Genomic DNA, 18686 nt, shown 5'->3' on the forward strand with positions numbered 1-18686 from the left:
GGTCGTGACCTAGATTCATGGCCATGATTGTTTTCGCCCAGCTCAGCGACACCCATCTCGACACCGGGGACGAACGGGCCGAACGCGCGGCGCGGGTCATGGAGCACCTGAACGGGCTGCCGATCGACGCCGTCCTCGTCACCGGCGACATCGCCGACCACGGCGAGCCCGCCGAGTACGAGCAGGCCCGGAAGGTACTGGAGTCGCCGCACCCCGTGCTGAAGTGCCCCGGCAACCATGACGTCAGAGCCCCGTACCGGGAGGTTCTCCTGGACGAACCGCCCGGCGACGGTCCGATCAACCGGGTGCACAGGGGGGCGGGCGCGGTGTTCGCGATGTGCGACTCGACGGTGCCCGGCAAGGACCACGGATTCCTCGACGACGAGACGATCGGCTGGCTCGACCGGCAACTCGCCGGTGACCCCGAGACCCCGGCGTTCATCTGCTTCCACCACCCGCCGGTCACCCAGGGCATTCCGTACGTGGACGGGATCCGGCAGTTCGGCGAGGAGCGGCTCGCCGAAGTGATCGGACGGCATCCGCAGGTGAAGGCCGTCCTGTGCGGACACAACCACAGCGCCGCGGCCACGACCTTCGCCGGGCGGCCGCTGCTCGTCGCGCCGGGCGTCGTCTCCACGCTCCGTCTGCCCTGGCAGGGGGGCGACATCGCCGACTACGACGCTCCCCCTGGCATGGCGTTCCATCTCCTGGACGACGACGGCCGCCTGACGACGCACTACCGCACCGTCTAGCGGTGCGTGATCCAGGTCCGGGTGATCTCCTCGGCGGCGTCGCGGACGAGCGCCTTGTACCGTTCGACGGCCTCCGGCGTGAAGCGGTGCCGGGGGCCGCACACGCTGATCGAGCCGTGCACCTCGCCGTCCGGGCCGAAGAGCGGCGCGGCCACCGAGCCGGCGTCGGCCTGGCGTTCGCCGAGGGAGACGCCGACGCCGTCCCGGGCCGTGTCGGCGAGCCGGGCGCGGAGCGCGGCCTCGTCGGTGACGGTCCGGTCGGTCACGGCCGCCAGGGGACGCGCCAGGATCGGCTCGCGCCGCTCCTCGGGCAGGAACGCGAGGATCACCCGGCCCGAGGAGCCCGCGTGCAGGGGGAACCGCCGCCCGACCTCGACGGTCATCTTGACCTCGCGGGGGCTCTCGAACTGGTCGAGGTAGACCCGCTCGTCGCCGACCAGCCCGGACAGCGTGGTCGTCTCGCCGGTCTCGTCCCGCAGCCGGCGCAGCACGGGGGCGGCGGCGTTGCGGACGTTGAAGCGCCGCAGCGCGCTCACGCCGAGGGCGACGGAGGCGGGGCCGAGCCGGTAGCCGGACGTGCCCGCCTCCAGCATCTCCCGTGACACCAGCGACTGCAGGATGCGGTACACGACGGCCTTGGAGATGCCCAGCTCGCGGCTGATGGCGGTGACGCCGAGGTACTCGGGCCCACCGGCGAACAGCAGCAGCACGTCGGCGACGCGCCCGGCGACCTCGGTTCCCCCCGAGGGCGGGGCGGCGGTGGTCTGGTTGGTCACCCGTCGATCCTAGGATTCAGCGGCCGCGGTGGAGGTAACGGCCGACCGGGTCCCCGGCGATCGTGCCGCCGGCGTACACGTGGTGGCCGCGGACGAAGGTGTCGGTGACCCGCGCGGTCATGGAGAACCCTTCGAACGGCGTGTACTCCTGCGTGGACTCGGACTCGGCGGCGCGGACCGTCCACGACGCGTCCGGGTCGACCAGCGCGATGTCGGCGTCGTAGCCCTCGGCGATCGTGCCCTTGTTCAGCAGCCCGTAGCGGCGTGCCGGGTTCCATGACGTCAGCTGCGCGACGCGCTGCAGCGGCAGGCCGCGCTTGAGGCCCTCGCCGACGAGTCCCGGCAGCAGGTACTCGGCGCCGCCGAAGCCGGACTTGGCGAGGAAGACGTCGTCGCGGTCGGAGCCGAACTTCATCTCGTCCCGGCAGCAGGCATGGTCGCTGACGACCCAGTCGACCTCGCCGGCGAGGACGTGCCGCCACAGCGCCTCTACGTCGGCGCGGTCGCGCAGCGGCGGGTTGACCTTGCCGCCGAGGCCGTGCGCGGTGTCGACGTCGGCGAGGAGGTGCCCGATGGTGACCTCGCGGCGGAAGTCGATGTGCGGGAACGCGCCCGCCATGGTCAGCGCGGCCGACAGCGCCTTCTCCGACGACAGGTGCAGCAGGTTGATGTTGGGCAGGCCCGTCTCGTGCGCCAGGTAGGACGCGATCGTGACCGCGAGGCCCTCCGAGTGCGGCGGGCGGGACGCGCTGTAGGCGCGCAGCCCGGTGAGCGCCCCGTCCCGCTCGACCATCCTGGTGTAGGCGGTCATGATCTCGGCGGTCTCGCAGTGCAGCGACAGCGAGATGTGCGGCGCGTACTCGGCGAGCCGCTCGCGGGCCTGCTGAACGCCGCGCATGACGAACTCGAAGTGCGCGATGTCGTAGCGCTCGTCCGGCGGCGTCATGAGGAAGTCGCTCTGGCTGGACGAGCGTCCGTGCAGGCCGTGGCTTCCGTAGAACATGAAGATCTTGAACGAGGTGACGCCGTGCCCCTCGACGAGGTACGGGATCTCCTCGATGTGCTCGGCCATCATCGGCGCGAGGTGGAAGGCGTAGTCCACGTAGGCGTTGCCCTGCGCGGCGCTCAGCACCTCGGGGAAGAACTCGCGGTAGGGCCCGCCCTTGTTCAGGTAGTACTGGCCGGTGCGCATGTAGGTCAGGGACGTGGTGACACCGCCCTGCGCGCTCGCGCGACTCTCGGTACGCGCGTCGGTCGCGAGCTCGTTGTAGATGCCCCAGTGCTGGTGGGCGTCCACGACGCCGGGGAACGCGAGCCGCCCGCGGCCGTCGACCACGGTGGCGGCGTCGTCGTCCGGCAGGCCGGGCGCGACGCGGACGATGGTGCCGTCGTCGACGGCGATGTCCGCGAGCTCCGGCTCGGTGCCCTCGGGCGCGTCGGGGCGGACCACCCGCACGTTCTTCAGCAGCAGCTCGGTCGTCGCCATCGAATCTCTCCTCAGTTGTCGCGGGTGGTGGTGCGGCCGGCGACGGCACCGGCCGCCAGGTAGGCGAGCCCGAAGGCGGGCAGCAGGCCGTTGCCGGGCAGGTAGCCGTCGGCGCCGTGGCCGGAGATACCTGCGGCGGCGCCGCCCGCCGCGTACAGGCCGGGGATGGGACGGTCGCCCGGGTCGACGACGGCGGCGTCCTCGTTGACGATCAGCCCGCCCTGGGTGTGGAACAGGGCCGGGACGACGCGGACGGCGGCGTACGGCGCGGCGAGGGGCCGCTCCCAGTTGGTGCGGCCGTGCCCGTCGGGACGTTCGCCGCGGGCGGCGGCTGCGCTGCCCGCCAGCTCGTCGGCGAGGGCGCCGGCGGGCAGGCCGGTGGCCTTGGCGAGGCCCTCGGCGTCGTCCGCCCAGACGAGGACGCCCGACTCGACGGTGTCGCGGAAGTCCTTGAACCGCTCGCACTGCCCGAAGATCGTCTCGTCCAGCACGATCCAGCCGGTGCCGCCGGGACGGGCGGCCAGCTCGGCGGCGTACTCGGAGTAGCCGCGGGTCTCGTTCCCGAACCGGCGCCCGCCGAGGTCCACCATGATCGCGCCGTGGATGATCGTGGCCCAGCCCACGAGGGTGCCCGCCCCGGCGGCGACGGCACCGTGGCCCTGGTAGGCGTCCAGGTAGCCGGTCGAGGCGCCGAGACCGCCGCCGATCCGGAGGGCGTCGCCCAGCGACTGGTCGCTGCCCTGGTAGAGGGCCCCGGCGATCTCGGGGAGGTGGCGTTCCACGAGCGCGCGGTCGGCGCCGAACCCGTTGGTCGCCAGCAGCACGGCCCGCGTCGGGATCTCCTCCTGCCTCCCGTCCGGGTACTGGACGACGGCGGCCCGCACGGCTCCTTCCCCGCCGACCGTCACGTCCACCAGCCGGGCCGGGACGAGCAGGTCGATGTCCGGATGCTCCCGGACGCGCCGCGCCAGGTGGTCGATCACGCCGGAGCCGTGCCGCCCCGGGACCGAGTGGCAGCGCGGCACGGAGTGCCCCGGATAGTTGAAGTCGGTCACCAGGGACAGCGGCAGCCCGGCCGAGTCGGCGAGCCACTCCACGAGCGGTCCGCTGACCTCGGCGAGCGTCCGGGCGAGGCGGGCGTCGGCCCGTCCCCGGGTCTTGGCCATGATGTCGGCGACGAACCGGTCCGGTGAGTCGTCGACGCCCTCGGACGCCTGCCAGCGGGAGCCCGCGCCGGGGAACATCGCGGTCGACATCGACGTGTTGTTGCCGCGCCGGAAATGCTCGCTCGACTCGACGACGACCACGCTCAGGCCGAGTTCGGCGGCGCGCAGCGCCCCGGCGAGCCCGCCGCCCGCACCCGCGATGACGAGGTCGGGTCCGTCCATCAGGCGCTCCTCCCGATCGCCATCAGCTTCAGGGCGAGGGCCGTGGGGTCGACGACCCGGGCGGTGAACCGGTCCTCCTCGACGTCGACGGCCGAGCAGCCGTTGATCACCGCGGTGGCGCCGGCGGCGGCGAGCGCGTCCACGGCTTCACCGAGGGCGGCGTTCCACGCGCCGGCGTCGGCGATGGCGTCGAAGGGCAGTTCCAGGATCGCGATCCCGGCGGCGTAGGGCTCCAAGCCGTAGGCCTTGAGCCGGCGGCCGAGCTCCGCGCCGATCGCCTCGTTCCGCACCACCGCACCGAACCGAACATTCATCGCGGCAAGGTGCATACCAGTCAGCCTAAGCAGGCCATGGACCGGAATGCCCTGGTCACCGACGGCGTCGGGCACGGCCGGGTCGAGCACGCAGTCGGGGAAGGCGAGGTCCCAGCCGTCCCCGGCCCGGGCCAGCGCGGCGGCGACCTCCCGCTCGGAGGCGCGGACCGCCGCCTCGTCGTCCAGCGATCCGGGCGCGGCCGGGCCGACGTCGCGCAGCTCGACCGTCAGGCCGGGCGGGGCGAGCCGGTCGTAGCGGGCCTGCCGGCGCCGGATCTCGTCCGGCGGCAGATGGATCGGCGTCATGGCCAGGGCGCGCATCAGTTCGGCTCCTCGGTGTCGTCGCCGGCGAGGGCGCGGAGGCGTTCGCCGACATGGTCCAGGCCGGGCAGTTCGCGGGAGAGGGCCGCGGCCCGTTCGATCAGGTCCTCACGGCCGGGCAGCCAGCCCTTGAGCATCGCCAGGACGTGTCGCTCGTCCAGGGGATGGTGGTCGGCGTCGCCGACCGGGTTGGGCACCTCGCGGGTCCGGGCCGTCCCGTCGTCCAGTTCGACGGTGACGCGGGCGGCGCGCTCGTCCGGGAGGCGCGCGGTCAGGTCGCCCGCCTCCGTCAGCCGGACGCGCCGCGCCAGCGCCCGCAGGGCCGGGCCGTCGAGGCTCGCGCGCGGCCCGACCTCGCCGTCGAGCAGGGCGGCGGCGACGGCGAACGGCGTCGAGAACATCGCCGACAGCCGGTTGTCCCACTCCGCCGAGGCCAGGCCGGCTCCGAGCGCGTGCGTCTCTACCAGGATCCGTGTGATCCGGGACGTATCGAGGCCAGCGCGCAGGCCGAGCACCGCGTCGGCGGCCGGATGGGTGAACGAGCAGGAGGCGTGCCGCTTGAAGTAGCCGCGTGTGATGTCCCACCGGTCGCCGAGACCAACGGTCAGCTCGGACGCGTCGAACTCGCCGAGCAGGGTCCCGAGCGACAGCGCTGCCGTCCCGGTGTTGCGGGCGACGCCGACGGACGCCATCCGGGCGGCGACCAGGCCGGACATGTTGGACGCGCCCATCCAGGCGTTCCGCACCGGGTTCCCGTCCGTCGCGGACGCGAAGTGGCCCGCGACCGGCAGCCCCGCACCCGTGTCGATCGCGGCGGCGACCGCGTCCGGGCCGAGGCGGAGCAGCCGGGCGCATCCGGCGGCGGCCCCGGCGACGCCCCAGCTCCCGTGCGGGTGCGCGCCCGGCCGCAGCCGGGACGCGCGCCCGAACCGGGACGCGACCTCGTACGCCGCGATGAGGGCGGCGGCCGTGTCGCGCCCGGATGCGTCCAGTTCGCCCGCCAGCGCCAGGACGGCCGGGAACCCGTGCGCCGCCGGATGCCCCTTGGCGTACTTGTTGCCCTCGTCGAGTTCAAGGCAGACGAGCGCCACCGCGTTCAGCCAGGCGGCGGCGTCGACCGACACGCACCGCCCGCCGCCGATGAGCGGTGCCGGGCCGCCGGGCGCGTTCCAGGCCGAGCACAGGGTGCGCGTCTCGTCCTGGTCGGCGCCGAGCGCGGTCACGCCCATGACGTCGAGCAGCACGAGGGACAGCCGGTCGAGCACCGGCCCCGGCAGCTCCGCCACGTCCAGCCGCGCGACCCACTCCCCCAGGCGCGCCGTGGCCTTCCCCGCGTTCGTCACAGCCCCAGGTACGCCTTCCTGACCTCGGCGGACCCGGCCAGCTCGCTGCCCGTCCCGTGCAGGACGGTCGAGCCGCTCTCCATCACGTAGGCGCGGTCGGCGATGCCCAGGGCCTGCTTCGCGTTCTGCTCGACGAGCAGCACCGCGACGCCGGTGTCGCGGATCCGCTTGACCGCGTCGAGCACCGCCCACGTCAGCTTCGGCGACAGGCCGGTGGACGGCTCGTCCAGCATGAGCAGCTTCGGCCGCGCCATCAGCGCGCGGCCGATCGCGAGCATCTGCTGCTGCCCGCCGCTGAACGTCTGCGCGGTCTGCGTGCGGCGCTCCGCGAGGACGGGGAACAGCTCGAACACCTCGCGCATGGCGGCGTCCACCTCGCCGGAGGGGCGGGTCCACGCCCCCATGCGCAGGTTCTCCTCGACGGTGAGCGTGCCGAACAGCGCCCGGTCCTCGGGGACGTGCACCAGGCCGTCCCGGACGAGCTGGTCGGGGCGGCGCCCGGCCGTGGACGACCCCGCGAACGTGATCGTCCCGGACGCCGGACGCAGCTGCCCGCACACCGTCCGCAGCGTCGTCGTCTTGCCCGCGCCGTTCGCGCCGACGAGCGCGACGATCTCGCCCTCGCCGAGCCGCAGGTCGATGTCGTGCAGGATCCGCATGCGGCCGTAGCCGGCGCAGAGCCTCTCAATCCTCAGCATCTCGGTCCTCGCCACCACCGGGCTCCTCTCCCAGGTACGCCTCGATCACGCGCGGGTCGGAGGTGACCTCCTCGGCCGAGCCCGCGGCCAGGACCCGGCCCTGGTCCAGGACGAGGACCCGGTCCGACAGCCGCATCACCGCCGCCATGATGTGCTCGACGAACAGCAGCGTCGTCCCGTCCTCTTCGCGGAGCGCGGCGAGCAGGTCCAGGACGGGCTCGCGCTCCGCCGGGACCAGCCCGGCCAGCACCTCGTCCAGCAGCAGGACCTTCGGCCGCATCGCGAGCGCCCGCGCGAGTTCGAGGCGCTTGAGCCCGGCCGTGGGCAGTTCGGTGGCGTTGCAGTGCGCCCACCGCCCGAGGCCGACGCGTTCCACGACGTCCAGCGACCGCTTGCGCAGCCGATGGGGCGTCTGGCGGCGGTGCTGGGCGGCGAGGCCGACGTTCTCCAGGACGGTCATGCTCCCGAACGGCCGCATCAGCTGGAACGTCCGGACCATGCCCGCCCTCGCGATGCGGTGGGGCGAGGAGCCGGTGATGTCCTGGCCGCCGAACACGACCTGCCCCGTGTCGGGGGCGAGAGCGCCGGAGATGACGTTGAACAGCGTCGTCTTGCCGGCGCCGTTCGGGCCGATGATGCCGAGGATCTCGCCTTCGCCGACCTGGAAGTCGACCTCCGCGAGCGCCCGCAGGCCCCGGAAGCCCTTGCCGACGTCGGAAACCGTCAGGATGCTCATCTGCGCCGCCTCTCGGCGATCGTGCCGACGATGCCCTTGGGCAGCAGCCGGACGATCAGGATCAGCAGGACCGCGTAGACGGCGACGTCCAGCCCGCTGCGTCCCTGGAGGAAGCCCAGGGAGTCGGGCGGGGTCCGCAGCAGCGTGGCGGTGACGTCCGACAGCGCGCCGAGGATGATCGCGCCGACGACCGGGCCCCAGATCGTGCCGATGCCGCCGATGACCACGGTCGCGATCGCCTGGATGGACACCGACGAGCCGAACGCCAGGTCCGGGTTCACGAACAGGTAGTACTGCGTGTAGAAGGCGCCGGCGACCGCCGTGATCGCGGCCGACAGCGCGACCGTGACCAGCTTGTACCGCATGACGGGCGCGCCCAGCGACGCCGCGGCGAGCTCGTCGTCGCGGATCGCGGTGACGTAGCGTCCGGTCCGCGAGTGCAGGAACAGGATGCTGACCAGGGCCGCGGCGCCCGCGAGCCCGAGCGCGATCCAGAAGTAGGCGGGCGAGTCCGCGGCGAACTGGATCTTCCAGAACGACGAGCCCTGGATCAGCGGGACGGTGAACCCGACCGCCTTGTTGGTGAACTCCGTGGTGGTGACGACGAGGCGGAGCATCTCGGCGAACGCGAACGTCGCCAGCGCGAAGTAGGCGCCCCGCAGCCGGTACCGGAACGCGAAGAACCCGATGACCACGGCGACGGCCGCGGCGACCGCCATCCCGGCGAGCATCCCGATCCACGGGGACACGTGGTGCTCGACGAGCAGGTACGCGCTGGTGTAGGCGCCGAGGCCGAAGAACGCGGCGTGCCCGAAGCTGAACATCCCGCCGAATCCGCTCATCACGTTCCAGCCGATGGCCATCAGCGCGAAGATCAGGATGCGGACGGCGACGGCGCCCTGCGCGGGCGGCAGCACCAGCGGCAGCGGGATCGCGACCAGCAGCAGCACCGCGAGGACGGCGAGCTGCCGGTTCTGCGGCCGCAGCGGCGGCGCCTTCACCGGGCGGGCCGCGCCCGCGTCTGGGCGGCCGGTGAGCGTGATGCCGGTCATGCGCGCCTCCCGAACAGTCCCTGCGGGCGGAGGAACAGCACGATCAGGAAGACGGCGAACACGCCGAGCAGGGAGCTCTGGCCGTCCATGTAGATCGTGGTGAGCTGCTCGACCAGCCCGATGAGCAGTCCGCCGACGAGCGCGCCGGCGACGTTGCCCATGCCGCCGAGCACCACGACGACGAACGCGGTGATGTTGAACTGCTCGCCAAGGGTGGGCGTGACCGTGACCAGCGGCGCGGCGAGGACCGCCGCGGCGCCGGCGCAGGCCGTCCCGATGGCGAAGGTGAGCGTGTGGACGCGCCGGACGTTCACCCCCACCAGCTCGGCGCCCTGCCCGTTCGCGGCGACCGCGCGGATCGCCGTCCCGAACCGGGTGCGGCGCAGCAGCCAGAACAGCGCCGCGCCGATCAGGACGGCGCCGGCGAACGCATACAGCCGGGCGCCCGGGACGACCGCGCCGAACAGGGAGAACTGGAAGTCGCCGGGCAGCGCGACGGTCTTGGGCTCGGCGCCGAAGAACATCAGCAGCCCGTTCTCCAGCAGCAGCGACAGGCCGAGCGTGATGAGCAGCTGGTTCTCCAGCGACGCTCCGCCCGTCCCGCCGAGCAGGCCGCGGTGCACGGCCGCGCCGATCAGGAACAGCGCGGGCACCGCGACGAGCAGGGTCAGGTAGGGGTGCAGGCCGGTGCCCTGCACGACGCCGAAGGCGATGAACATCGCGATGGCGAGCAGCGCGCCGTGCGCGAAGTTGACGATGTCCAGCACGCCGAAGATCAGGGTGAGGCCCATCGCGATGAGCCCGTACAGCCCGCCCATCAGCAGGCCGGTCACCACCGACTGCCAGACGACCAGGCCGCTGCCGGACTTGATCAGGGCGACCGCGATGGCGGCCGCGACAAGGCCGCCGGTCACGGCGGCGCGCTTGAGGACGGCCCCGGTCCCGTCGCCGCCGAGGAGCGGGCGGCGCCGGACGGCGGGGGTGGGAGGGGACTGCGTCTTGGTTCGTATGGTGCTCATGACCGCCACGTCACCGAGTAGTCGGGCTTGGATTCGGCCTTCTCCGGCGGATAGACCTGCTTGACCTGGCCGCCCTGGACCTGCATGAGGACGGGCAGGGCGTTGGCGTTGTCTCCGTTGGGGGCGAAGGTGATCGGGCCGGTGCCGACCGTGAGGGGCTCGACCTTCGAGGACGCGATCGCGTCGCGCACCTTCTCCGCGTCGGTGGTGCCCGCGCGTTCCACGCCCTGCGCGATCACCTGGACCGCGTCGAAGGCGAGGACCGCGCCCGTGCGCATGGGGGCGCCGTAGCGCCGCTGGTACTCGGCCCGCAGCTTGACGGTCTGCGGGTTCTGGGCATCGAAGTGGTAGTTGGTGCTGAAGATCCGCTCCGCGGCGGCGCCGCCGTCGGTGACGAACTTCGGCTGGTCGTAGGCGCCGTTCGACACGCCCCAGACCGCGTTCAGGTCCGGTTTCACCGCGGCGATCGCCTTGGCGGCGAGCAGGCTGTCGCGGTAGTAGCCGGCGACCGCCAGCACGTCCGCGCCGGACGCCTTGACCTGGGTGACCTGCGCCGTGAGGTCGGACACGGTGAGCGCGTCGTAGCTGATGTTCGGGCCGACCTCGATCCCGAGCTTCTTCGCCGCCTTGGTGAACGCCTCGGCCGCGCCGCTGCCGAAGTCGGTCTGCTCGTGCAGGAACGCGACCTTCTTGACGGGCCTGCCCGCCCGGTCCGACACCTCCTTGAGGTAGCGGGCCGCGGCGCCGGCGATGGCGGCGCTGCCCGGCTGGACCCGGAACGAGTACCGGTAGCCGTTCGCGAAGATCGCGTCCGAGGCGGTGACGTCCATGACGAACGGCACCCGGTTGCGTTCGGCGACGACGGCGACGTTGGTGCTGACGGCGCTCTGGTACGTGCCGGCGAGTCCGACGGACCCCTCGGAGATGAGCCGCTGGGCCTCGCTCTGGCCGACCTCCGCCTTGCCCTGGGTGTCGCCCGTCTCCAGCTCGACCTTGCGCCCGCCGAGGGATCTGATGCCGCCGGCGGCGTTGATCGCCTCCACCGCCAGCTGCGCGCCACGCCGCATCTGCTGGCCGTCGACCGCGTTGGCGCCGCTGACCGGATGCAGGGCGCCGATCTTGACCGGGCCCCGGTCGCGTCCGGCCGCCACCCCGGCCGCGCCGGACGGCGCCGAGCCGCCGCAGCCGGCCGCGGCCAGCAGGACCGCGCAGGCGCCGAGCCCGGCGGCGAGCTTTCGAGCCGACATACATCTCTCCTGCCGCATCTGCCCTGATCCCTTGCAAGAGATGTTCCGCCTAGAGGAACAGCAGGTCACTGATGCGTCATCGTGGCACCCGTCACGCCATCGGGTCAATATCTAGGTGAAACTTGACGTAACTCAACAAGCAGTGCCAACTTGAGAAGTCCGGGTCGCGGCAGCGATTCGGACGAGATATCGACAAGCGTTTCTCTTAGAGGAACGATCACCCGAGAAGGCGGTACCGTCCATGACCGACGCCCTGTCCGGAGTCCGGGTCCTCGACGCGGCCACGCTGTTCGCCGGCCCGCTCGCGGCGACGCTGCTCGGTGACTACGGGGCCGACGTCATCAAGATCGAGCACCCGAGGGGCGACCCGGTGCGCAGCCATGGCGCGCAGCGCGACGGCGTGGGTCTCTGGTGGAAGATGCTCGGCCGGAACAAGAAGGCGATGACGCTCTACCTCGGCTCGCCCGAGGGGCAGGAGCTGTTCCGGCGCCTGGCCGCCGACGCCGACGTGGTGATCGAGAACTTCCGGCCGGGGACGCTGGAGCGCTGGGGCCTCGGCTACGACGAGCTGAAGAAGATCAATCCGCGGCTGGTCCTCGCGCGGGTCACCGGGTTCGGGCAGACCGGCCCGTACGCCGGACGGCCCGGGTTCGGGACGCTCGCCGAGGCGATGAGCGGGTTCGCGGCCATCACCGGGGAACCGGACGGCCCGCCGACCCTGCCGCCGTTCGGCCTGGCGGACGGCATCGCCGCGCTGACCACCGCCTTCGCGGTGATGACGGCGCTGCGGGCGCGGGAGGCGACCGGTGAGGGGCAGGTGGTCGACCTCGCCATCATCGAGCCGATCCTCACCCTGCTCGGTCCGCAGATCATCACCTACGACCAGCTCGGCGAGCTCCAGGCCCGCACGGGCAACCGGTCGCACAACAACGCGCCGCGCAACACCTACCGGACCCGGGACGGCGGCTGGGTCGCGATCTCCACGAGCGCCCAGTCGATCGCCGAGCGGGTCATGCGGCTGGTCGGCCGGCCCGAACTGATCGACGAGCCGTGGTTCGCGACCGGAGCGGAGCGCGCCGGGCACGCCGACGTGCTGGACGAGGCCGTCGGACCGTGGATCGCCGCGCGCGACCGCGACGAGGTCGTCAAGGCGTTCGAGGAGGCGCAGGCCGCGGTCGCGCCCATCTACACCGCCGCCGACGTCATGACCGACCCCCAGTTCGAGGCGCTCGGCAGCATCGCGACCGTCCCGGACGACGAGCTGGGTCCGGTGAAGATGCAGAACGTGCTCTTCCGGCTGTCGCGGACGCCGGGGCGGATCGAGTCGGCCGGCCCGCCGCTCGGCGCCCACACCGCCGAGATCCTCGCCCGCTACGGCGTGGACGAGGCCGGACTGGACGACCTTCGCGCCAAGGGGGTGATCAAGTGACGCCGCGCTCCTGGCTCTACGTGCCGGGTGACCGCCCCGACCGGATCGGCAAGGCGCTGGCCTCCGCCGCGGACGCGGTGATCATCGACCTGGAGGACGCGGTCGCACCGGCCGCCAAGCACCGGGCGCGCCGCAACGTCCTGGAAACGCTCGCCTCCGGGCGCACCTCCCACGTGCGGATCAACGCGCCCGCCACCCCGGAGGGCGCCGACGACATCGCCGTTCTCGCGGCCGTGCCGGACGGCCCGGCCGGGGTACGAGTCCCCAAGTGCGAGGACCCGGACGAGCTGCGCCGCGTCGCCGAGACGCTCGGCGTGCCGGTCTTCCCCGTACTGGAGTCGGCCCTCGGCGTCGAGAACGCCCTGGCCCTGGCGACCGCGCACCCGCTCGTCGCCGGGATCTCGCTCGGCGAGGCGGACCTGGCGGCCGACCTGCGGGTGTCCGGCGGCGACGCGCTCGCGTGGCCGCGGTCCCGGGTCGTGGTGGCCGCGCGGGCCGCCGGGCTGCCGTCCCCGCCGCAGAGCGTGTGGACCGCCGTCCGCGACCTGGACGGCCTGCGGGCCGACACCGTCGCGGGACGGCGCGCCGGGTTCTTCGGCCGCTCGGTGATCCACCCCGCGCAGATCCCCGTGGTCCACGAGGCGTGCGCCCCCGACCCGGACGACGTCGCCTGGGCGCGCGACCTGATGAGCCGGCTGGCCGAGCGCGGCGGTGCGGCAGAGAACAACGCAGCCGGGAGCAATGCCGCCTGGATCGACTCCAACGGCCGCTTCGTGGACAAGGCCGTCGTCGAGCGCGCCAGGTGGCTGCTCGACGTCGCCGCCGACCATCCCCCCGTCAACGTGAAGGAAGGCCACACCTCATGACCGATCCGCTGCTCGCCGCGGTGGCCGGGGGCGTCCGGCTGATCGAGCTGGGCCAGCCGTTCTTCACCGGCATGCCCTGCTCCCCCAACCATCCCGGGTTCCGGATGACGCTGATCCGGCGGCACGGCGACATGGAGCGTCCGGACGGCGGATCCGCGGCGAACGAGATCATCGTGACCGGCGGCCACGTCGGCACCCACATCGACGCGCTGTCGCACGTGAGCCACGACGGGGAGCTGCACGGCGGGATCTCGGCCGCCGACGCGCAGCGCGGCGGCGTCTTCACCCAGCACGGCGCGGAGAACCTCCCTGGCCTGCTCCGGCGGGGTGTCCTGCTGGACGTGGCGGCCGTCCACGACGTGGCGACACTGCCACCCGGTTACGGCGTGACCGCCGAGGACCTGGACCTAGCCGCCAAGCGCGCGGGCGCCGAGCCCGGCGAGGGCAACGTGGCGCTGATCCGCACCGGCTGGGCGCGCAACTTCGGCGACACGACCGCCTACCTGGGCAAGGAGACAGGCGTGCCGGGCGCGACACCGTCGGCGGCGCGCTGGCTGGCCGAGCGGGGCGTCGTCGCGACGGGCGCCGACACGACGGCCTACGAGCAGATCCCGGAGGGCGCGGGGCACGCGGTCCTGCCCGTGCACCGGATCCTGCTGGTCGAGTCCGGGATCTTCATCCTGGAACACCTCACCCTGGAGGCCCTCGCCGAGGCCGGTCTGCACGAGTTCGTGTTCGTGCTGGCCCCGCTGCGGATCAAGGGCGGCACCGGCTCACCCGTCCGGCCGCTCGCGGCGGTGACGGCGTGACGCCGGTCCAGCGGCTCGCCGGTCTGGCGGCCTCCGCCGCCTCCCGCGGACTGCCCGCGGAACTCCGGGCCGATGCCGCGCGGCGGGTTCTCGACGTGCTGGGCAACAGCCTGGCCGCCACCGGAGAACGTCCCGCCCAGGCCGTCGGGGAACTCGTCGCCGAGTGGGGCGGGTCGGGCCGGGCCACCGCGATCGGGACCGGCGCCCGCCTCCCCGAGCCGAGCGCCGCCCTGCTCAACGGGACGCTCGCCCACTCGCTGGACTTCGACGACACGCACCTGCCGTCCGTCCTGCACCCGTCGGCGTCGGTGGTCCCCGCAGCGCTCGCCGTGGCGGAGGCGCGGGGCGCGGCCGGGGCCCGCCTGCTGGACGCGGTCGGCGTCGGCGTCGAGATCACCGTCCGCCTCGGCATGGCCGGGTACGACCGCGACCTCGGCAACTCGGTGTTCTTCGAGCGCGGCCAGCACGCGACGGCGATCTGCGGGGCGGTCGGCGCGGCCGCGTCCGCCGCCATGCTCTCGGGCCTGGACTCCGCCGGGATCGCGGACGCCATGGGCATCGCCGCGAGCATGGGCTCGGGCATCCTGGAGGCCAACCGGACGGGCGGCACGGTCAAGCGGATCCACTGCGGATGGGCCGCGCATGCCGCCGTCACCGCCGCCGGGCTCGCACGGACCGGGATCACCGGGCCGCCGACCGTCCTGGAAGGCCGTTTCGGACTGCTCCAGGCGTTCTGCGGCGACCGGGTCGACCTGGACGCCCTCACCACGGGGCTCGGCGAGCACTGGGAGCTTCCCGGCGTCTTCTTCAAGCCGTATCCGTGCAACCACTTCACGCATGCCGGCATCGACGCGGCGCTGCGGCTGCGCGCCCGCGGCCTGGACCCGGCCGGCATCGAGTCGATCGAGCTGGGCGCGCCGAGTCCGGTGCTGCGGACCATCGGGGAGCCGCGCGAGGACAAGATCCGGCCCAAGTCCGGCTACCACGCCGCGTTCTCCGGCCCCTACACCATCGCGGCGGCCCTCCTCGGCGGCGGCGGCCTCGGGGTCTTCCACGAGGACTTCACCGACGCGGCCGCCGCGGACCCCGCCCGGCTGGCGCTGGCCGCGAAGGTGCGCTGCGTGCCCGACGCCCACTGCGACGAGATCTTCCCGCACCAGTTCCCGGCCGTCCTGCGCGTCCGCACCCGCGACGGCGCCGTGCTGGAGGAACGGGTGGACGTCAACAGGGGCGGCCCCCGCAATCCGCTCTCGGCGGACGAACTGGCGACGAAGTTCCGCCTCAACGCCGCCCGCCGGATCCCGGACTCCCAGGCCGGGCAGATCACCGAACTGACCTACGGCCTCGCCGGCCTGGCGGACCTGGGTCGGCTGACGTCCCTGCTGGGCCGACGCTAAATGTGCTCCATGAGGAAGATCGCCGACGTACCGGGGGTCAGGGCCTCGAAGATGTGGGGCTCGTCGCCCGGGTAAGTGATGTAGTCGCCGGGGGTCAGTTCGGCCGCGTCGTCCAGCGGGCCGACCAGGGCGCGGCCTGCGCTGAGGACGACGTGCTCGGTCGTGCCCGGCGGGTGCGGGTCGGAGCGGCGCGGCTCCCCCGGCTCCGCGGTCACGCGGTAGAGGTCGCGCCGGGCGTTCGGCGGGCAGGACGCGAGCAGCGTGGCCGTGTAGTCGGATCGCTGCGAGTGCGCCGCCGGGCCCTCCCCCGCGCGCAGCACCCGGACGGCGGGGCGCGGCGGGTCGACCAGTCGGCTGAAGGGGACGTTCAGGGCCGTGCCGAGGGCCCAGAGGGTCTCGACGCCCGGGTTGCCCGTGCCCGATTCCAGCTGGGAGAGCGTCGACTTGGCCAGTCCGGCCCGTTTGGCCAGTTCGGTCTGGGACAGCCCGGCGCGCTCGCGTTCCCGGCGGATCGACGCGGCGATCGACGCGATCAGGTCCATGTGTTCGCTCCAGACGTCCAGATGTTCAGCACAGCGAACAATCTCGGGTATGTTCATCTTACTGGACGATTGTTCGCCGCATCGAACAGGAACTGAGCATGAGGCATCTCGGCATTCTCGCCCACAGCGCGGAAGGCGCCGCGCTGTGCTTCCGCACCTTCTGCCAGGAGGGCTTCCGCGAGCTGGGCCCGGACGACCATCCGGACGTGACGCTCGACCTCATCGCGCTGGCGCGCAGCATGCCCGCGTGGAACTCCGGGGACCACGACTCGATCCGGGCCGTCCTGGCCGAGAGCGTGCGCCGCCTCGCGGCGGCGGGCGCGGACTTCTTCGTCTGCCCGGACAACACCGCGCACATGGCCCTTGAACGTCCCGGCGGCGACCTGGCCCTGCCCGGCCTGCACATCGCCCAGGTCGTCGCGGACCGGGCCGCCGGCGACGGCCGGACGCACGTCGGCGTGCTCGGCACCCGCTACACCATGGACGGGCCGGTCTACCCGCGCGAGTTCGAGGCGCGCGGCATCGCCGCCGAGGTCCCGGACGCCGCCGACCGGGAGACCGTCGACCGGATCATCTTCGAGGAGCTGGTCAACGGGGTCTTCACCGAGGACTCGCGCCGCGAGTACGTCCGGATCATCGGCCGCCTGGCAGAACGCGGCTGCGACGCCGTCGCGCTGGTGTGCACGGAGATCCCGCTCCTGGTCACACCCGGCGTCTCGCCGTTGCCCACGCTCGACTCGACCCGTCTCCTGGCCCGCGCCGCCTTCGACGTGGCGGTGGGCCGCCGCGCTCTTCCCGCCTGGCGCGGCGGCCCCGCCGCTACTTCCTGAGCCGCCTCGCCAGCGCCGGCAGTAGCCGCAGTGCGTTCTCCCGGTTGACGGCGGCGTGCGCCCGCCGGCTCAGCGACGGGTCGCGGTCGAGCAGCGCGGTCGTCCTGTCCACCTCGGGGCGGACGACCTGCGGCCAGTCGGTGCCGAAGAGCAGCCGCCCGGCGCCCGCCGCGGCGAGCAGGGTCGGCGTCGCGTACGGGGAGGCGGGCATGGCGGTGTCGTAGTAGAACCGCCGTACCGCCCGCCGGAACGCCTCCGGGCTCGGCCCCTCACCTTGGCGGCCCGCGTGCTCGACCCGTCCGCCCAGATAGGGCAGGAAGCCGCCCGCGTGGGAGAGGATCACCGACAGGCGCCTGTACCGGTCGAGGGTTCCCGCGTTGACGAGGCTGAGGGCGGTGCGGGTGGTGTCGAGCATGAAGTCGGCGATCCACTCCTCGACCCCGGGCACGGGACGCGCGTCGGCCAGCCCGGCGGGATGGGTGAACACGACCGCGCGGCGCCGGTCCAGCTCGGCGAACAGTGGTTCGAACACGGGATCGCCCAGGTAGCGCCCGCCGGCGTTGGCCATCAGCAGGACGCCGTCGGCGCCGAGTTCGTCGAGCGCGTAGGCCGCCTCCTGGATCGCCACGTCGACATGGAGGAGCGGCAGATAGGCGAAGAAGCCGAACCGGGTGGGATGGTCCTGGACCAGTCCGGCGAGCGACTCGTTGAAGACGCGCGTCCCTGAGACGGCGAGCTTCCGGTCACGGAAGATCTCGGGCGGCGCGGGCGCCGACGCGACCCCCGCGGCGATGCCCAGGTCGTCCATGGTGTCGAGGGTCTTGTTCAGGTCCCACCGGCCCCAGTTCGGCCCGCCTTCGGGCGGCAGCAGACCGTGCTCGACGGCCCACCGCCTCATCTCGGGCGGGAGCGCGTGGTGGTGGGTGTCGATCCGCCCCGTCCGCGGGCCGCCGCCCGCCCGGGCGGCGGCCGTGCCCGCGGGCCCCAGCCCGGTGACGGTGGCGGCGGCCGTCGCCAGCGCCGCCGTCCTCATCACCCGCCGCCGGCTCGGACCGTCCGCCCTGCGGTCCTCGTCCTCGTCGCGCATGTGTGTCTCCAACCCCTCATCGAAGCCGCGCCATATAGGATCATACGAGAATGTCTCGTCTGAGACTATATCGCCGACCCCTAAAATCCGGAGGGTGGACACCGAACCTGCCGAGCCGACCGCGCTCGGTGACCCGCACACCGATGACGCCGCGCTGGGAATGCTGCTCGCCTCCGCCCACCAGGGGGCGCGCGGTGCGCTGAGCGATGAGCTGCGGCCGCTCGGGATCGAGACCAGGCACTTCGCCGTACTGGCCGCGCTCGACCGGCTCGGTCCGACCAGCCAGCGGCGGCTCGGCGCGCTGCTCGGCCTGGACAAGTCCGCCGTCGTCCGGATCATGGACGAGCTGGAGCGGCTCGGTCTCGCGGTGCGCAACCGCGACGCCCACGACCGCCGCGCCTACGCGGTCGAGCTGACCGGCGAGGGACGGCGGCACGCGCGGGCGTCCGCGGAGACGGCGGCGGCGGTGAGCGCCCGGCTGTTCGGCTGGCTCACGCCCGCCGACCGCGACCGGCTCGTCGCGCTCCTCTCCGGGGTCGTCGAGCACGCGGCCGACATTTCGACCGGCGGTGAAACAAGCCGTCCCTAAGTTCG

The 18686-nt window shown here is 73.1% G+C and carries 19 protein-coding genes; 7 read left to right on the forward strand and 12 right to left on the reverse strand.

Translation table 11 applies throughout. The features are described from left to right. The first annotated feature begins 23 nt into the window (after positions 1-23). On the forward strand, positions 24-752 hold the full coding sequence (locus tag ACQPXG_RS25135) for a phosphodiesterase (protein WP_433461565.1): 729 nt from the start codon (positions 24-26) through the stop codon (positions 750-752). On the opposite strand, the gene ACQPXG_RS25140 is transcribed toward ACQPXG_RS25135, so the two are convergent. Genes ACQPXG_RS25140 through ACQPXG_RS25185 form a run of 10 tightly spaced genes read right to left on the reverse strand, consistent with a single transcriptional unit; the run spans position 749 to position 11132 of the window. Further along, positions 749-1528: an IclR family transcriptional regulator gene (locus ACQPXG_RS25140; protein ID WP_433461566.1), complete on the reverse strand. Its 780-nt coding sequence runs from the start codon at positions 1526-1528 to the stop codon at positions 749-751. The genes ACQPXG_RS25135 and ACQPXG_RS25140 overlap by 4 nt on opposite strands. A gap of 16 nt (positions 1529-1544) precedes the next feature. Then, a complete protein-coding gene (locus ACQPXG_RS25145; protein WP_433461567.1) occupies positions 1545-3014 on the reverse strand; it encodes a dihydroorotase in 1470 nt (489 codons plus the stop codon). Positions 3015-3025: 11 nt separating this feature from the next. Further along, the gene (locus tag ACQPXG_RS25150) at positions 3026-4402 is read right to left on the reverse strand and encodes an FAD-dependent oxidoreductase (protein WP_433461568.1); all 1377 of its coding nucleotides are present in this window, start codon (positions 4400-4402) and stop codon (positions 3026-3028) included. Beyond that, a complete protein-coding gene (locus ACQPXG_RS25155) occupies positions 4402-5037 on the reverse strand; it encodes an aspartate/glutamate racemase family protein (protein ID WP_433461569.1) in 636 nt (211 codons plus the stop codon). The genes ACQPXG_RS25150 and ACQPXG_RS25155 overlap by 1 nt, the downstream gene beginning before the upstream one ends. Then, entirely contained in the window at positions 5037-6380 is a 1344-nt protein-coding gene (locus ACQPXG_RS25160) for an MmgE/PrpD family protein (protein WP_433461570.1), read from the reverse strand. Before ACQPXG_RS25160 ends, ACQPXG_RS25155 begins: the two co-directional genes overlap by 1 nt. Continuing rightward, the gene (locus ACQPXG_RS25165) at positions 6377-7093 is read right to left on the reverse strand and encodes an ABC transporter ATP-binding protein (RefSeq protein ID WP_433461571.1); all 717 of its coding nucleotides are present in this window, start codon (positions 7091-7093) and stop codon (positions 6377-6379) included. Before ACQPXG_RS25165 ends, ACQPXG_RS25160 begins: the two co-directional genes overlap by 4 nt. After that, positions 7065-7814 (reverse strand): ABC transporter ATP-binding protein, encoded by a 750-nt coding sequence (locus ACQPXG_RS25170; RefSeq protein ID WP_433461572.1) that lies wholly within the window; start codon positions 7812-7814, stop codon positions 7065-7067. The genes ACQPXG_RS25165 and ACQPXG_RS25170 overlap by 29 nt, the downstream gene beginning before the upstream one ends. Then, positions 7811-8866 carry a branched-chain amino acid ABC transporter permease gene (locus ACQPXG_RS25175; protein WP_433461573.1) on the reverse strand — a complete coding sequence of 352 codons (1056 nt, stop codon included), beginning with the start codon at positions 8864-8866 and terminating at the stop codon, positions 7811-7813. Before ACQPXG_RS25175 ends, ACQPXG_RS25170 begins: the two co-directional genes overlap by 4 nt. Continuing rightward, the gene (locus ACQPXG_RS25180; protein ID WP_433461574.1) at positions 8863-9885 is read right to left on the reverse strand and encodes a branched-chain amino acid ABC transporter permease; all 1023 of its coding nucleotides are present in this window, start codon (positions 9883-9885) and stop codon (positions 8863-8865) included. Before ACQPXG_RS25180 ends, ACQPXG_RS25175 begins: the two co-directional genes overlap by 4 nt. Further along, a complete protein-coding gene (locus ACQPXG_RS25185) occupies positions 9882-11132 on the reverse strand; it encodes an ABC transporter substrate-binding protein (protein ID WP_433461575.1) in 1251 nt (416 codons plus the stop codon). The genes ACQPXG_RS25180 and ACQPXG_RS25185 overlap by 4 nt, the downstream gene beginning before the upstream one ends. A 241-nt stretch (positions 11133-11373) precedes the next feature. On the opposite strand from ACQPXG_RS25185, the gene ACQPXG_RS25190 reads away from it, so the two are divergent. From ACQPXG_RS25190 to ACQPXG_RS25205, 4 genes are read left to right on the forward strand one after another with little or no spacing between them, the layout of a single operon-like run. Further along, positions 11374-12561, forward strand: coding sequence for a CaiB/BaiF CoA transferase family protein (locus ACQPXG_RS25190; protein WP_433461576.1), 1188 nt, complete (start codon positions 11374-11376; stop codon positions 12559-12561). Then, positions 12558-13427, forward strand: coding sequence for an HpcH/HpaI aldolase/citrate lyase family protein (locus ACQPXG_RS25195; RefSeq protein WP_433461577.1), 870 nt, complete (start codon positions 12558-12560; stop codon positions 13425-13427). The genes ACQPXG_RS25190 and ACQPXG_RS25195 overlap by 4 nt, the downstream gene beginning before the upstream one ends. After that, a complete protein-coding gene (locus tag ACQPXG_RS25200) occupies positions 13424-14236 on the forward strand; it encodes a cyclase family protein (protein WP_433461578.1) in 813 nt (270 codons plus the stop codon). Before ACQPXG_RS25195 ends, ACQPXG_RS25200 begins: the two co-directional genes overlap by 4 nt. Further along, complete coding sequence (locus ACQPXG_RS25205; RefSeq protein WP_433461579.1) at positions 14233-15633, forward strand: MmgE/PrpD family protein; 1401 nt, start codon at positions 14233-14235, stop codon at positions 15631-15633. The genes ACQPXG_RS25200 and ACQPXG_RS25205 overlap by 4 nt, the downstream gene beginning before the upstream one ends. Here the strand turns inward: ACQPXG_RS25205 and ACQPXG_RS25210 are convergent. Beyond that, positions 15630-16175, reverse strand: coding sequence for a helix-turn-helix domain-containing protein (locus tag ACQPXG_RS25210; RefSeq protein WP_433461580.1), 546 nt, complete (start codon positions 16173-16175; stop codon positions 15630-15632). The genes ACQPXG_RS25205 and ACQPXG_RS25210 overlap by 4 nt on opposite strands. A gap of 98 nt (positions 16176-16273) precedes the next feature. Here ACQPXG_RS25210 and ACQPXG_RS25215 point away from each other — a divergent pair, with 98 nt between their 5' ends. Then, positions 16274-17005 (forward strand): aspartate/glutamate racemase family protein, encoded by a 732-nt coding sequence (locus tag ACQPXG_RS25215; protein WP_433461581.1) that lies wholly within the window; start codon positions 16274-16276, stop codon positions 17003-17005. Here the strand turns inward: ACQPXG_RS25215 and ACQPXG_RS25220 are convergent. Further along, a complete protein-coding gene (locus ACQPXG_RS25220; protein WP_433461582.1) occupies positions 16995-18092 on the reverse strand; it encodes an amidohydrolase family protein in 1098 nt (365 codons plus the stop codon). The two genes, ACQPXG_RS25215 and ACQPXG_RS25220, sit on opposite strands and share 11 nt — an antisense overlap. Before the next feature lie 94 nt (positions 18093-18186). On the opposite strand from ACQPXG_RS25220, the gene ACQPXG_RS25225 reads away from it, so the two are divergent. Then, positions 18187-18681 (forward strand): MarR family winged helix-turn-helix transcriptional regulator, encoded by a 495-nt coding sequence (locus tag ACQPXG_RS25225; protein WP_433461583.1) that lies wholly within the window; start codon positions 18187-18189, stop codon positions 18679-18681. The last annotated feature ends 5 nt before the right edge of the window (positions 18682-18686 follow it).

Origin of the sequence: Spirillospora sp. CA-128828 (genome assembly GCF_050945415.1) — a bacterium.
GTDB lineage: Bacteria > Actinomycetota > Actinomycetes > Streptosporangiales > Streptosporangiaceae > Spirillospora.